General features: G+C 63.0%; 14 protein-coding genes. 8 read left to right on the top strand and 6 right to left on the bottom strand.

Annotated elements, in window-relative coordinates:
• Nucleotides 1–19: 19 nt before the first annotated feature.
• Nucleotides 20–556: an SH3 domain-containing protein gene (locus AB6N07_RS02050; RefSeq protein ID WP_370676164.1), complete on the top strand. Its 537-nt coding sequence runs from the start codon at nucleotides 20–22 to the stop codon at nucleotides 554–556.
• Between the two features lie 4 nt (nucleotides 557–560).
• Here AB6N07_RS02050 and gshB read toward each other — a convergent pair whose 3' ends face one another.
• The 5 genes from gshB to AB6N07_RS02025 all read right to left on the bottom strand — a co-directional run bounded on the left by gshB (nucleotide 561) and on the right by AB6N07_RS02025 (nucleotide 3819).
• On the bottom strand, nucleotides 561–1499 hold the full coding sequence (gene gshB / locus AB6N07_RS02045) for a glutathione synthase (RefSeq protein WP_370676163.1): 939 nt from the start codon (nucleotides 1497–1499) through the stop codon (nucleotides 561–563).
• A gap of 75 nt (nucleotides 1500–1574) precedes the next feature.
• Complete coding sequence (locus AB6N07_RS02040) at nucleotides 1575–1931, bottom strand: YraN family protein (protein WP_370676162.1); 357 nt, start codon at nucleotides 1929–1931, stop codon at nucleotides 1575–1577.
• On the bottom strand, nucleotides 1931–2557 hold the full coding sequence (locus AB6N07_RS02035) for a LysE family translocator (protein ID WP_370676161.1): 627 nt from the start codon (nucleotides 2555–2557) through the stop codon (nucleotides 1931–1933). The genes AB6N07_RS02040 and AB6N07_RS02035 overlap by 1 nt, the downstream gene beginning before the upstream one ends.
• A gap of 18 nt (nucleotides 2558–2575) precedes the next feature.
• On the bottom strand, nucleotides 2576–3517 hold the full coding sequence (gene rsmI, locus AB6N07_RS02030; RefSeq protein ID WP_370676160.1) for a 16S rRNA (cytidine(1402)-2'-O)-methyltransferase: 942 nt from the start codon (nucleotides 3515–3517) through the stop codon (nucleotides 2576–2578).
• A 5-nt stretch (nucleotides 3518–3522) separates the two neighbouring features.
• Entirely contained in the window at nucleotides 3523–3819 is a 297-nt protein-coding gene (locus AB6N07_RS02025) for a Dabb family protein (protein WP_370676159.1), read from the bottom strand.
• A gap of 184 nt (nucleotides 3820–4003) precedes the next feature.
• Here AB6N07_RS02025 and AB6N07_RS02020 point away from each other — a divergent pair, with 184 nt between their 5' ends.
• From AB6N07_RS02020 to trpA, 4 genes are all read left to right on the top strand, one after another.
• Nucleotides 4004–5260 (top strand): penicillin-binding protein activator, encoded by a 1257-nt coding sequence (locus tag AB6N07_RS02020; protein ID WP_370676158.1) that lies wholly within the window; start codon nucleotides 4004–4006, stop codon nucleotides 5258–5260.
• A 70-nt stretch (nucleotides 5261–5330) separates the two neighbouring features.
• Nucleotides 5331–5987, top strand: a complete 657-nt coding sequence (locus tag AB6N07_RS02015) for a phosphoribosylanthranilate isomerase (protein WP_370678175.1) — start codon at nucleotides 5331–5333, stop codon at nucleotides 5985–5987.
• Entirely contained in the window at nucleotides 5984–7207 is a 1224-nt protein-coding gene (gene trpB / locus AB6N07_RS02010) for a tryptophan synthase subunit beta (protein ID WP_370676157.1), read from the top strand. Before AB6N07_RS02015 ends, trpB begins: the two co-directional genes overlap by 4 nt.
• Entirely contained in the window at nucleotides 7204–8040 is an 837-nt protein-coding gene (trpA, locus tag AB6N07_RS02005) for a tryptophan synthase subunit alpha (RefSeq protein WP_370676156.1), read from the top strand. Before trpB ends, trpA begins: the two co-directional genes overlap by 4 nt.
• Nucleotides 8041–8256: 216 nt before the next feature.
• Here trpA and AB6N07_RS02000 read toward each other — a convergent pair whose 3' ends face one another.
• On the bottom strand, nucleotides 8257–9294 hold the full coding sequence (locus AB6N07_RS02000; RefSeq protein WP_370676155.1) for a LacI family DNA-binding transcriptional regulator: 1038 nt from the start codon (nucleotides 9292–9294) through the stop codon (nucleotides 8257–8259).
• A 310-nt stretch (nucleotides 9295–9604) separates the two neighbouring features.
• Between AB6N07_RS02000 and AB6N07_RS01995 the strand changes: the two genes are divergently transcribed.
• From AB6N07_RS01995 to AB6N07_RS01985, 3 genes are all read left to right on the top strand, one after another.
• Nucleotides 9605–10894: an ABC transporter substrate-binding protein gene (locus AB6N07_RS01995; RefSeq protein WP_370676154.1), complete on the top strand. Its 1290-nt coding sequence runs from the start codon at nucleotides 9605–9607 to the stop codon at nucleotides 10892–10894.
• An 85-nt stretch (nucleotides 10895–10979) separates the two neighbouring features.
• Nucleotides 10980–11861 (top strand): carbohydrate ABC transporter permease, encoded by an 882-nt coding sequence (locus AB6N07_RS01990; RefSeq protein ID WP_370676153.1) that lies wholly within the window; start codon nucleotides 10980–10982, stop codon nucleotides 11859–11861.
• A gap of 10 nt (nucleotides 11862–11871) precedes the next feature.
• Nucleotides 11872–12711 (top strand): carbohydrate ABC transporter permease, encoded by an 840-nt coding sequence (locus tag AB6N07_RS01985; RefSeq protein WP_370676152.1) that lies wholly within the window; start codon nucleotides 11872–11874, stop codon nucleotides 12709–12711.
• The last annotated feature ends 5 nt before the right edge of the window (nucleotides 12712–12716 follow it).

Below are 12716 nucleotides of genomic sequence, written 5' to 3'. Positions count from 1 at the left end.
AGCGGCGGGTGTTTTAGGCATGGAAGGTGGGGCAACGATGGGGGCGGCGAGGCTAAAGGCGGCGATCATTCTGGCCGCGGGGCTGCTGCTTGCGAGTCCCTCGCTGGCTCAAAACATGACCGTCGGCAGCTCTGGCCTGCCAGTGCCGCGTTTCGTCAGCCTGAAATCGGACTCCGTCAACGTCCGCCAGGGACCATCACGAGACCAGGCGGTGGTATGGCGCTATGTGCGCGCCGGCATGCCAGTGGAGATCACCCAGGAATTCGAGAACTGGCGGCGCATTCGTGATTTCGAAGGTGGCGAGGGTTGGGTGTTCCATTCGCTCCTGTCGGGCACGCGCACGGCCATCGTTGCACCCTGGGCCGCCGACAAGACGCTGATCGACCTGCATGCCAGTCCCGACGATGCAAGCCGGGTGACCGCGCACGTCGAGCCGAAGGTGCAGGCGCCGGTCGAGAAATGCGACGGCACCTGGTGTCGGCTCGACGGCAAAGGCTTTTCCGGCTGGATCGCCCAGGGGTCTCTCTGGGGCGTCTATCCGGATGAGAAGTTCTGATTCCCTAAAAATGTGATTCGATGGCGTCCCACACCAGAGCCGCCACATCGGGGCCGCCCAGCCGTCGAATCGCTCGTATGCCTGTCGGCGACGTCACGTTGATCTCGGTCAGCTTGTCACCGATGACATCGATGCCGACGAAGATCAGTCCGCGATCGCTGAGTTCCGCCCCGATCGCTTCGCAGATCTCGAGGTCGCGCTTGCTCACCTCGGTGGTGGCCGCCGCTCCACCCCGCACCATGTTGGAGCGAAGGTCGCCCTCGGCAGGCACGCGGTTGACCAGACCAGCGAACTTGCCGTCGACGAGGATGATGCGCTTGTCGCCAGCGCGGACGGCCGGCAGGTAGCGTTGGGCGATGAACGGATCGCGCGACTGCGTCAGGAATAGCTCGAGGAAGGCACTGAAATTGTCGTCGTCGGGCTTCACGTGGTAGACGCCCTGGCCGCCGGCGCCGTAGAGCGGCTTCAGCACGATATCGCCGAACTCGGCGCGGAAGGCCCTGATCTCGTCCGGATCACGCGTGATGATCGTCTCCGGCATCAGCTCGGGATAGTTCATCACCAATAGCTTTTCAGGCGCGTCGCGCACCTCTGCCGGGTCGTTGACCACCAGCGTCGAGGGATGGATGCGCTCTAGCAGGTAGGTCGTGGAAAGGTAGGCCATATCGAAGGGCGGATCCTGGCGGAGCAGCACCACATCGAGCGTCGACAGGTCGGTCTTTTCCGGCGAACCCAGCGTGAAGTGATTGCCAGGCTCGTCACGCACCACCACCGGCTCGATCGGCGCTGTGACCTGACCCGAACGCAGCGTCAGCTTGTCGGGCGTGTAGTGGAAGAGACTATGCCCCCGCTTCTGCGCCTCCAGCATCAGCGCGAAGGTGGAATCGCCAGCGAGGCGGATCGAGGCGATATGGTCCATCTGGACGGCGACGGAAAGGCTCATGGCAACAACTCGTCTTCGGGAAGGGACGCTGCCGTTTATGGGCGGCTTCCGGCTGCCGCGCAACGGGAAAGCACTTCACGAAAAAGCGTTTTCGATATGGTGCGGCCAGCGGTGGGGGCGCACCACGACGAGGTCGAAGCGCAGCGTGAAATTGATGAACTGTGGATGCCGAGACAGATAAAGATCGGCCGCCGCCTCGATGCGGCGATAGCCTTCGGCGGCGATCGCCTCAAGACCAGCCTCGAGAGATGGGCGCGCCTTCACTTCGACGAAGGCCAGGACGTCTCCCCGTCGCGCGACGATGTCGATCTCGCCGATCGGTGTCCGGTAGCGCGTCGCCAGCACGCGGTAGCCTTTGAGGCGCAACATCCAGGCAGCCATGCCTTCCGCCACCAGGCCACGGGCGTGTCCGGCCCGGCGATCGGCGTTCATCAGCTCCTCTCGAGCGCAAGACGCGCGCCGAGGCCGATGAGAAGCGATCCAGCCGCCCGCCGCAGCCATGGACCGAGCGATGGCGAGGCGCGAAGGCTGGACAGAATGCCGCTGGCACCGACGACGGCGACGACATCGGCGACCGAGAACATCACATTGGTGATCGCTCCCAAAACGAGGAACTGCAGCCACAGCGGCGTACCGGCGTCGGCGCTGACGAACTGCGGCAGGAAGGCGAGGAAGAAAATCGCGGTCTTGGGATTGAGCAACTCAACGAAGATGCTCTGGATGAAAGCGTATCGGGGCTCGCGCAAGTTGGTGTCCCCTTCAGATTCGGCGGCGCGACCGACTACGAGGCGCCATCCCATGAGGACGAGATAAGCGGCGCCGACCAGCTTCACCATCGTGTAGAGGAGGGGAACCGCGTGAAACAGCACCGACAAGCCCATTGTCGCCGCCAGTACGTGGGCATAGCCACCGACGTGCACACCGAGGGCAGCCATCAGGCCTGCTCTCCGACCACCGGCCAGCGTCCGTGCGGCGGCATAAAGCATCGCCGGTCCGGGAACGAAGGCAAACAACGCCGTCGACACGAAAAAGGTGATTAAGAGATCGATCGGTGGCATCGAAAATCTCCGGTTGGATCAGGTATCCGAGTCGGCATCGTCCGAATCGCCACCGGCGTCGATGACTGCCTTCAGCTTCAAAGCCAAAGCGTAAACGTCCCTACGAGGCCGGCCGGTGGCCTTCGCCACCTCGGCGGCGGCCTGGCCGGCGCCCTTGGTTTCGAGCGCGGCGGAAAGCAGCGCCTCGATATCCGCTTCACCTGCCTCCTCGCCCAGCGGCGCACCGACCACCAGCACGATCTCGCCGCGTGGTGGATCGGACTCGGCGCTGGCCGCAAGCTCCGACAGCGTACCGCGCCGCACCTCTTCGAAGCGCTTGGTCAGTTCACGGCAGAGCGCCGCCGGCCGGTCGCCGCCCAGCACCTCGGCCATATCGGTAAGCGTCTCGGCCGCCCGATGTGGCGATTCGTAGACGACGAGCGTCGCCGGCACGGAGCGAAATTCACCGAGCCGATTGCGGCGGGCACCCGCCTTGTGCGGCAGGAAGCCTAGGAACAGGAACGTGTCTGTTGGCAGACCGGCGGCCACCAGGGCTGACAGGATGGCCGAGGCGCCAGGGATTGGGATCACCCGGATACCCTCGGCAATCGCCTCCTCAACCAGCTTGTAGCCGGGGTCGGAGATCAACGGGGTTCCGGCGTCGGAGACCAGCGCGAGACGCATTCCGCCGCGGAGCATGGCGAGAAGGCGCGGACGCTCGCGAACGGCGTTATGCTCGTGATAAATGGCGAGCGGCTTGCGAATGCCGTAGCGGTCGAGGAGAACGGCGGTGACGCGGCTATCCTCGCAAACGATCAGGTCGGCGCCGCCCAGCACGTCGAGTGCCCGCAGCGACATGTCCGAAAGATTGCCGATCGGTGTCGCCACCGGATAAAGGCCTGGCTCGATCGGTTTGCCGGCGAAGACGGTGCCGTCAATTGCGTAGCCCGTTGTGCTGGCCTTGTCGCCCGCCTCAGTCATGATGATTACCGTTTCTCTTTCGCCACGAAATCGGCGGCGATGCGCAGGTCGCGGATCGGCCGCACCGCGGCAATCGACGCCTCGTAGCTCGGATGCGCCTTGAAGGCGTCGAGCGCGTCGGCGTCGGTGAATTCGCCGTAGACCACAAAATCGACTTCGTTGCCGAGGCTGTCGAGCTTCAGGTTCTCGCCGACCTCGAGAAGGAGGGCGTGTGGATTGGCTTCGAGCAGGCGGAGACCGCCCAGCACGCGCTCCCGATCGGCGGCCGAACGGACGGAAAAGTAGACGATGTGTCTGATCATGGAATTTCCTTGCCGGCGCCCCAAAGTCATATTTTCTAGCTCCCAAAACCACACTTCGGCGGGAAAATCGAGCCACCCTGGCCGATTCCTGGCCTCTCCACCGGTAAATGGTACGTAAGGAGTTGCATCTATGGCCGTTTGTCATTGAAATGGCGCGGATGCTTTTGCGGCGGAAGGTAAGACGATGACCCGTGACGATGGCTGGGTTGCGAATGACGCGGCCGATATGGCCGTGTCCCCGGAGACGAGTGACCAATGCGTGGGAACGACGGTCGGTCTGAGCCGGCGTTTCGCGCTGCTTCTGTTGGGGGGCGCGGCGCTCGCTGCCTGCTCGCCGACGAGCCGGCCGAGTGGTGGCGATACGCTTCTGCCGCCTCCGACCGGACCGGCCGTGTCGGGTGAAGTGCTCGGTAGCGGCACGGTGCGCGTGGCGCTGCTCCTGCCTAAGACGGCACCTGGCAATGGTGCCGCGCTGGCGGTCGCCATGCAGAATGCCGCCACGCTTGGCCTCAATGACTTTTCCGGCAATGACCTCACCATATTGGTAAAGGACACCGGCGGCACCGCGGAGGGAGCCGCGGAGGCGGCACGCCAGGCAATCTCCGAGGGCGCCGAGCTGATCATCGGCCCGATCTTCGCCGCTGAGGTGGGAGGCGTCGGCCCTGTGGCGCGCGCGGCCAACGTGCCGGTGATGGCCTTTTCTTCCGATCCGTCCGTGGCAGCGGCCGGCGTGTATATCCTCGGCCTTCTGGTCGATGGTCAGGTGCGCCGCGTCGTTGCCGAGGCGGCCAAGTCTGGTCGCAAATCGATCGCTGCCATCATGTCGCAGAGCGCTTTCGGCAACCTCGCCGAGGCGGCGTTGCGCCAGGAGGCTGGTCGCTATGGTATGCGCGTCGTCGCCGTCCAACGATTTCCCGCTGGCGGAGAGGCGCAGGCGGCCGCGGCGATCGTCGCCATTGCCTCCCAGATCGACTGCATTCTGCTGCCCGAAGGTGCTGGCGTGGCGCCAACCATCGCCCGGTCGCTGCGGACGGCCGGCGTCGATCTCGCCCGCATCAAGTTGCTGGGAACCGGCGTCTGGAACGATCCCACCGTCTACAATGACCCGTCGCTCACCGGCGGCTGGTTTCCCTCGCCGGAGGTGTCCGGCTTCTCGGCTTTCGCCAGCCACTACCGTTCGACCTATGGCAACGAGCCGCCATTTACGGCCTCGCTCGCCTATGACGCGGTGGTACTGGCCGCCAGCCTCGTCAAGACCGCCGGTACCCAGCGCTTCCAGCTCTCGGTCATCACCAATCCCGAGGGGTTCCTATCGTCGATCAACGGTCTGTTCCGCTTCAACGCCGTTGGCACCAACGACCGTGGCCTCGCCGTCTACGAAGTGACGGGTTCGACACCGTCGCTGGTTTCCGCCGCTCCGCGCGCCTTCACGGGTGCCTGACGGCAAGTCCTCCTTTCCGACAGGGGCAAGCGGCGGCTTCGGCCGCCGTCCTCGTTAGGTTGTTGGCATGATGTCCCCATTCCTTATCAAGATCTGCGGTCTCTCCACGCCGGAAAGTCTGGAATGGGCGCTATCCGCTGGCGCCGATCTGGTCGGCTTCGTCCATTTTGAGAAGAGCCCGCGTCATCTCTCGGTGGAGTCCGCCGCCGCGCTGGCCCGTCGGGTTGATGGTCGAGCGAAGACTGTCGTGCTGACGGTCAACGCCGACGATGACCTCCTTGGTCATCTCGTTGCGACGATTGCACCGGACTTCGTTCAGCTGCATGGCCGCGAAAGCCCGGAGCGGGTTGCCGAGGTGCGCAAGCGCTTCGGCCGACCGGTGATCAAAGCTCTTGGCATCGGTGCCGCCGAAGACGTCGCTGCTGCCCTTGCGTATGCCGATGTCGCCGATCTCCTCCTCTACGACGCCAAGCCGCCGAAGGACGCGAGCCGGCCCGGCGGGCTGGGGGTGACTTTCGACTGGTCGCTGTTGGAGGGAGCGCCGACGCCCTTCTTGCTTTCCGGCGGGCTTGACCCTACCAACGTTGGCGATGCGGTAGGCCGAGTGCGGCCCCCGGGGGTCGACGTATCTTCGGGTGTCGAGAGCGCACCGGGCCAAAAAGACGAAGCCCGCATCCGTGCCTTTGTGGCGGCGGCGCGCGCAGCGAGTGAAGAGGGACAACGATGAGCGAGGCGACGACGCCGAATTCCTTCCGCACCGGTCCGGACGAGCGCGGCCATTTCGGCATTTTCGGCGGCCGCTACGTCGCCGAGACGTTGATGCCGCTGATCCTGGAGCTCGACCAGGCCTATGAGGCAGCCAAGGCCGATCCGGCCTTTCATGCCGAACTTGAGGGGCTGAACGCTACCTATACCGGCCGACCCAGCCCGCTTTATTTCGCCGAACGGCTTTCCGCCCACCTCGGCGGCGCCAAGATCTATCTGAAGCGCGAAGAGCTCAACCACACGGGCAGTCACAAGATCAATAACTGCCTCGGTCAGATCCTGCTTGCCCGCCGCATGGGCAAGACCCGGATCATCGCCGAGACCGGCGCTGGCCAGCATGGCGTCGCGTCGGCCACAGTTTGCGCCCGCTTCGGCTACCCGTGCGAGGTCTACATGGGGGCTACCGACGTCGAGCGGCAGAAGCCCAACGTCTTCCGCATGGAGCTTCTGGGCGCGCAGGTGCATCCGGTCACCGCCGGCAACGGCACGCTGAAAGACGCCATGAACGAAGCGTTGCGCGACTGGGTGACCAACGTCGAGACGACCTACTACATGATCGGCACCGCCGCCGGCCCGCATCCCTATCCGACGATGGTGCGTGATTTTCAGTCGGTCATCGGCAACGAGACCCGCGAGCAAATCCTCGCCGTTGAAGGCCGCCTGCCCGACCTCATCATCGCGGCTGTGGGTGGCGGTTCCAACGCCATCGGCATCTTCCATCCCTTCCTCGACGATCCGGACGTCCGCATCGTCGGCGTTGAGGCGGGTGGTCACGGCATGAACGTCTACAACGGCCATGCCGCTTCGTTGAATGGTGGCAAGCCCGGCGTGCTGCACGGCAACCGCACCTATCTCCTGCAAGACGACGACGGCCAGATCCTCGAGGGACACTCGATATCGGCCGGCCTTGATTATCCCGGCATCGGCCCTGAGCATTCCTGGCTGAACGACACGGGACGCGTCACCTACGTGCCCGCCACCGACCAGGAGGCGCTCGACGCCTTCCAGACGCTGACCAAGGTCGAGGGCATCATCCCGGCTCTGGAAAGTGCCCACGCCGTTGCCGAGGCGATCAAGCGCGCGCCGAAGATGGGCAAGGACGAGATTATCGTCGTCAACCTTTCCGGCCGAGGCGACAAGGACGTCTTTACCGTCGGCAAGATCCTGGGAGTCGACCTGTGAGTTCCCTTCCCGTTACCCGTATCGACGTCCGCCTCGCAAAGCTCAGGGACGAGGGCCGGGCGGCGCTGGTCACCTTCGTTACCGCCGGCGACCCCGATCCCGAGACTTCGCTGTCCATCTTGAAGGCGCTGCCCGGTGCCGGCGCCGACATCATCGAGTTCGGCATGCCCTTCTCCGACCCGATGGCTGAGGGGCCGCCGATCCAGGCGGCCGACATACGAGCGCTCGCCGCCGGCCAGACCATGGTGAAGACGCTCGAGCAGGTGCGTGCTTTTCGGCAGGGTGACGGCGAAACGCCCGTCGTGCTGATGGGGTACTACAATCCCATTTACATTTACGGCGTCGAACGCTTCGTCTCCGACGCCAAGGCGGCCGGCGTCGATGGTCTGATCGTCGTCGACCTGCCGCCGGAAGAGGACGAGGAACTGTGCCTGCCGGCGATCAAGGCCGGTATCAGTTTCATCCGCCTGGCGACGCCGACGTCGGATGACAGGCGCCTGCCGGTGTTGATGAGGAATTCCTCGGGCTTTGTCTATTACGTCTCGGTGCTTGGCGTCACCGGCGTCAAATCGGCCGCGGCCGGCGATGTCGCCACGGCGGTTGCCCGTATCAAGGCGCATACGCCGCTGCCGGTGATGGTCGGCTTCGGCGTCAAGACGGGTGAGCAGGCGGCGGCCATTGCCGCTCACGCCGATGGCGTGGTGGTCGGCTCCGCATTGGTCAACGCGGTGCGCGATTCGCTCAAGGACGGCAAGGCGACGACCGCCACGGTCAGCGCCATCACCGATCTCGTTGCCGATCTGGCGGCCGGCGTGCGGCGCGGGCGGGCGTAGTCATCGGCGGGCATGGCCCCGCAATGGCGGCATAGGGGACGGGCGGCTGTCCGTCGTCTCTTGGTTTGAAGCTGGGAAGGGCGAGCGACAGCCCATCGAGATACCGTTGGCGCTAGTCGACAGGGGATAGGGTGTCATCTGGCGAGACCAGAGTCGGCCGGCCCAATGTCGCCGGAAGGATACTGTTCTCCCCTCCCGACCCCTCGAATGAGCAGATCAGGAAGGTTGCGACGGATCACGGTGAGACGGCGTCCTGACGTCCGCCATGCCTCTTGCCGAATCGCGAACGACCAGAAGGGGTTCCAGCTTGAGGTCGCTAGCGGGAGGATGTCCTTCGATCATCGACATGATCTGTTTCAGGACGACCTCGCCGGTCGCTTCGCTGCAGACGTCGACAGTCGTCAACGACGGCCAGACATAGCGGCTGGTTGGAATGTTGTCGATGCCGGCAAAGGCTACGTCTTCAGGAATGCGGAATCCCAGCGCCCGTGCTTCGGCCATCAATCCGATGGCGACAAGATCGTTGCAGCCGATGACCGCCTGAGGCCGATCCGCCCTGAGTAGGATCCGTGCGGCCACTCGTTCGCCTGCTTCGCTCGTCGGCTCCTCGGCATCAAACTCCATGAGTTGGACACCGGCTGCGTCAAAGACGCGATGCAAGCCAAGCAGGCGCTCCGCGTTCCAGGCGGCGCGCGGGTAGCCCACATAGCCAACGCGGGTGAAGCCCTGCTGGACGATGTAGCCGGCGAGCAGCGATGCAACTTCAATGCTGTCCATGCCGACCGTCACGACGTCGCTGCGCTCCGGCTGTCCGAGAAAGGCTACCGGCTTGTCGAGCTCGGCCAACCAGTCGACCACGTCTTTGGGAATGCGCGAGCTGACGATCAGCCCGTCGGTGCGCAGCACCAACGCTTCGAGCCGCTGGCGCGCCCAGGCAATGCTCTCCTCCATGTCGACCACAAGGAGATTGTAACCATTGGCTAGCGCCACGCGGTTGGCCCCCTTCACGACGTTGGCGTAGTGGGGGTTCGAAATGTCCATGACCGCCAAACCGATGGCGGCGGTCCGACCGGTGACCATGCTGCGCGCCGCCGGATTCTGGCTATAGCCAAGCGCTTCGATGGCCAGACGCAGTTTTTCCTCGACGGGCCGGGTAAAGGACTGCTGGCCGTTGACGTATTTCGAAACGGTAGCAATCGACACGCCCGCCGCTGCTGCAACATCCCGGATCGTGGCTTTCTTTCGCAGTGTCATTTGAAGGTAAACGGTTTCTCTCTAGCCACATCTTTTTACACTGCACGGCTCTTCCGCGCAACAGTCGATACATGCCATTCCACGCCTTCCCGATTGAATAGGCGGAAACAGATCGAGAAAGCGGCGGTTTGGTCAACTCCGACGCTGACACACGGCAGGGAAACCACGTTCAAAATCGAGTTAAACGTTTACTTGAAATCCCAAAAAGGCCGACATATAGTCCTCCCGCCCATCCAGGAGGCCCATCGACATGGCGTAGCGGTAATTGCCATGCGACGCGGAGCGGGATGGCGGAATTTGGAGGAGACCAATGAAGACGATCTATCGGGTTGCATCCGCGGCCCTGATGAGTGCGACCTTCGCCTCGGCGGCCCATTCTGCTGAAGCGCTCAAGGTCTGGATGCGCTACGGCGACAACGAGAAGCTCGTGCTGGAGGAGATCACCAAGGACTTCACCAGCAAAACGGGCATTCCCGTTGATCTGTTTCTGGCCAACACCGATTTCGAGACTCGCCTTGCGCGCGCCGCCGTCGGCGGGACGTTGCCCGATTTGATCGTCAATGATGCGACCATGATGGGCCAGCTGCTCGACATGGGCATCGCCAAGGAGATTGATCGCGCCGCTCTCAAGGGTGGCGACGAACTCTACGATGTGGCCTGGCAGAGCGTGCAGGCGCCGGATGGCAAATATTACGGCGTTCCGACGTCGGCGCAGGCGTTCGCCGTCTATATCCGCAAGGATTGGCGTGAGAAACTCGGCTATGACGTTCCCAAGACCTGGGAAGATCTGTTCAAGCTCGCCAAGGCCTTCACCGAGGATGATCCGGACGGTGACGGCAAGGCGGACACTTACGGCTATGTCATGCCGCTGTCGGGGACGCGTGGCTACGCGACCTGGTTCCTGTCCGATCTGATCTGGCAGGCGGGCGGCGATTTCATGAAAAAGCAAGGCGAAGGCTACGTCTCGTCACTTGGCACGCCCGAAGTTGCCAAGGCTGTATCGTTTGCCCGCGACTTCGTTTGCAAGGGCTATGCCCAGCCGTCGGCCATCACGGCCACAACGGGCGACGCCACGCCGGTGTTCGCGTCCGGTCAGGCCGGTATCTATCGTTCCGGTCCCTATCATCTGGCACCCTTTAGCAAGGAGCCCGGCCGCGACGTGATCGAAGTCGTCCCTCCGCCGGCTGGCCCGGCCGGACAGGTCGAGCTGGCCGAAGGCGAAGCCGCCTTCATCATGGCCTCCACCACGCAGGAAGATGCCGCCAAGGCGTTCATCGAGTATCTGATCTCCCAGGAAGGCCAGAAGACCGGCATGGCGGTCGGTATTCAGTCCAGCCCGATCGTTCGTCTTTCGATCAACAAGAATGTCGATGTTACCAAGGTCCAGCCGGATGCCGCCTGGGGCACCTTCTCCCAGCTCTATGCCTCCAGTGGACGCTATTTCCCGCGCGTTCCCAACTGGAAGCCGATCCGCCAGATGACCGCCGACGGATTCAACACGATCCTGTCGGACTGCGCCTCTGACATTCCATCCGGGCTGTCCGCCATTGATGTGGCGGTCAACGAGGAGCTTGGAAAGCAGGGCGTACTCGCCAAGTAACATCCGGCCAGCGCATTGGCCGCTTCTGCTGGCATTGTCCCGCCGGACGATGCCAGCAGATTTCGAACGGCATGAGGATGATGACATGACCCTTGATTCGAAGCGCTGGAGATGGACCGTTCCATGGCTGTTTCTAGCGCCCGCGCTGCTGTTCTTCACTTGGTTCAAGTTCGTCCCGATCATCCGCGGCCTCTACATGAGCTTCTTCAAGGTGAAGTTCACGGGGGCGGACCAATGGGTGGGATTGGCCAATTTCCAACACGCGGTATCCGACACCGCCCTGCACGCCGCCACCATGCACACGTTGATCTATGTGGTGTCGACGACGATCATCGGCGGACTGCTGGCTTTTGCCGTGGCTCTGATGCTGCAGAGCCAGGCGCTGCATGTCCGAATCATCCGAACGGCGATCTTCTTTCCTGCCGTCACCTCGGTCGCCATCCTCGCCGAGATTTGGCGCATTCTCTTCTATCCGGCGTCCACCGGCGTCGTGAACAGCATTCTGGGCCTGTTCGGCGCCGGCCCGGAAGGCTTCATGTCCGATCCCAACCAGGCCCTGTTCGTGGTGGTCCTGCTCCAGGTCTGGAAAAATGTGCCCTACAACATGGTGATTTTCATCGCCGGGCTCGCTGGCATCAATCGTGAGCTCTACGACGCGGCCGACGTCGACGGCGCCAGTGCCATGCGCAAGCTCTGGCACGTGACCGTGCCTGGCCTCGTGCCGGCCTTCTCCGTCGTCATCATGCTATCGCTCATCCGGGGCTTTCGGGTGTTCACCGAGGTGTACACGACCACTGGCGGCGGCCCCGCCGGTGCCACCGAGACGATCATGACCAACATCTTCAAGACCGGTTTCGAACGGCTCGACTATGGCTATGCCGCTGCCGTTTCGTTCCTGCTCTTCGCCTTCACGGTGTTCCTGACGATCGCGCACCTGTTCATCAAGAACCGCTTTGTCCGCACCTAGGGAGGGGCCGATGAAAACCACCTTCGTGCAGAAGCTTGCCCGTGGCGTTATCTACGCCCTTCTGGTCATCGTCTTCTGCGGTCCGTTCTGGGGCATTCTCGCCACCGCCTTCAACAAGGCCACGGTGCAGCCCGGCGAACTCGTGCTATGGCCGAGCCAAGCAACGCTGGAACACTTCATCTACGCCTGGGTGAAGGTAAAGGCCTGGCTCTATCTGTTCAACTCTTTGGTCGTGGTCATCATCGGGACTGTTTTGCAGACACTGGTGAGTGCGCTAGCCGCCTACGCGCTTGCGCGCAAGAAATTTCGCGGCGCGGTCCTCGTCAATCTCGCCATTCTCTCGACGATGATGTTGCCCGACGAGGTGATCTCGATCCCGCTTTACCTTATTTTGCATGCGAAGATCCCGATTATCGGTGTTTCCATTTACAACACCTACGCGGCGATGATCCTGCCGATCGTCGGCTGGGCCTTCTCGGTATTCCTCCTGACCGAATTCATGCGCGAGGTACCGCGTGATCTGGAGGATGCGGCTCGGGTGGACGGTGCCAATGAACTGCAGATCTTCTGGCGGGTGATCCTGCCATTAGTGAAGCCGGCGCTGGGCACGACGACGATCTTCAGCTTCCTGATGATCTGGGACCAGTATCTCCTACCGCTGATCGCCGTCGACAACAGGGATCTCTACACGATTCCGGTCGTATTACGCTCACTACGCGTCGACGAAATCATGCAGCAGAATATTTTCATCGCTGTGACCGTGATCGCAACGGTGCCCTGCATTGTCGTTTACCTTCTGCTTCAGAAGCAATTCAATCGCGGCCTCATGTCCGGTGCCGTCAAAGGCTGAAACGC

The sequence above is a fragment of the Pleomorphomonas sp. PLEO genome (genome assembly GCF_041320595.1).
GTDB lineage: Bacteria > Pseudomonadota > Alphaproteobacteria > Rhizobiales > Pleomorphomonadaceae > Pleomorphomonas.
Note: the sequence above shows the minus strand (reverse complement) of the source record. Positions and strands in the feature narration are given on the sequence as shown.

Bases quoted from the DNA above. Each gene is read 5' to 3' on its own strand.
- AB6N07_RS02050 (WP_370676164.1), top strand. From the start codon at position 20: ATGGAAGGTGGGGCAACGATGGGGGCGGCGAGGCTAAAGGCGGCGATC.
- AB6N07_RS02035 (WP_370676161.1), bottom strand. From the start codon at position 2,557: ATGCCACCGATCGATCTCTTAATCACCTTTTTCGTGTCGACGGCGTTG.
- AB6N07_RS02025 (WP_370676159.1), bottom strand. From the start codon at position 3,819: ATGATCAGACACATCGTCTACTTTTCCGTCCGTTCGGCCGCCGATCGG.
- AB6N07_RS02020 (WP_370676158.1), top strand. From the start codon at position 4,004: ATGACCCGTGACGATGGCTGGGTTGCGAATGACGCGGCCGATATGGCC.
- AB6N07_RS02015 (WP_370678175.1), top strand. From the start codon at position 5,331: ATGTCCCCATTCCTTATCAAGATCTGCGGTCTCTCCACGCCGGAAAGT.
- trpB (WP_370676157.1), top strand. From the start codon at position 5,984: ATGAGCGAGGCGACGACGCCGAATTCCTTCCGCACCGGTCCGGACGAG.
- AB6N07_RS01995 (WP_370676154.1), top strand. From the start codon at position 9,605: ATGAAGACGATCTATCGGGTTGCATCCGCGGCCCTGATGAGTGCGACC.
- AB6N07_RS02000 (WP_370676155.1), bottom strand. From the start codon at position 9,294: ATGACACTGCGAAAGAAAGCCACGATCCGGGATGTTGCAGCAGCGGCG.
- AB6N07_RS02040 (WP_370676162.1), bottom strand. From the start codon at position 1,931: ATGAACGCCGATCGCCGGGCCGGACACGCCCGTGGCCTGGTGGCGGAA.
- gshB (WP_370676163.1), bottom strand. From the start codon at position 1,499: ATGAGCCTTTCCGTCGCCGTCCAGATGGACCATATCGCCTCGATCCGC.
- AB6N07_RS01990 (WP_370676153.1), top strand. From the start codon at position 10,980: ATGACCCTTGATTCGAAGCGCTGGAGATGGACCGTTCCATGGCTGTTT.
- AB6N07_RS01985 (WP_370676152.1), top strand. From the start codon at position 11,872: ATGAAAACCACCTTCGTGCAGAAGCTTGCCCGTGGCGTTATCTACGCC.
- rsmI (WP_370676160.1), bottom strand. From the start codon at position 3,517: ATGACTGAGGCGGGCGACAAGGCCAGCACAACGGGCTACGCAATTGAC.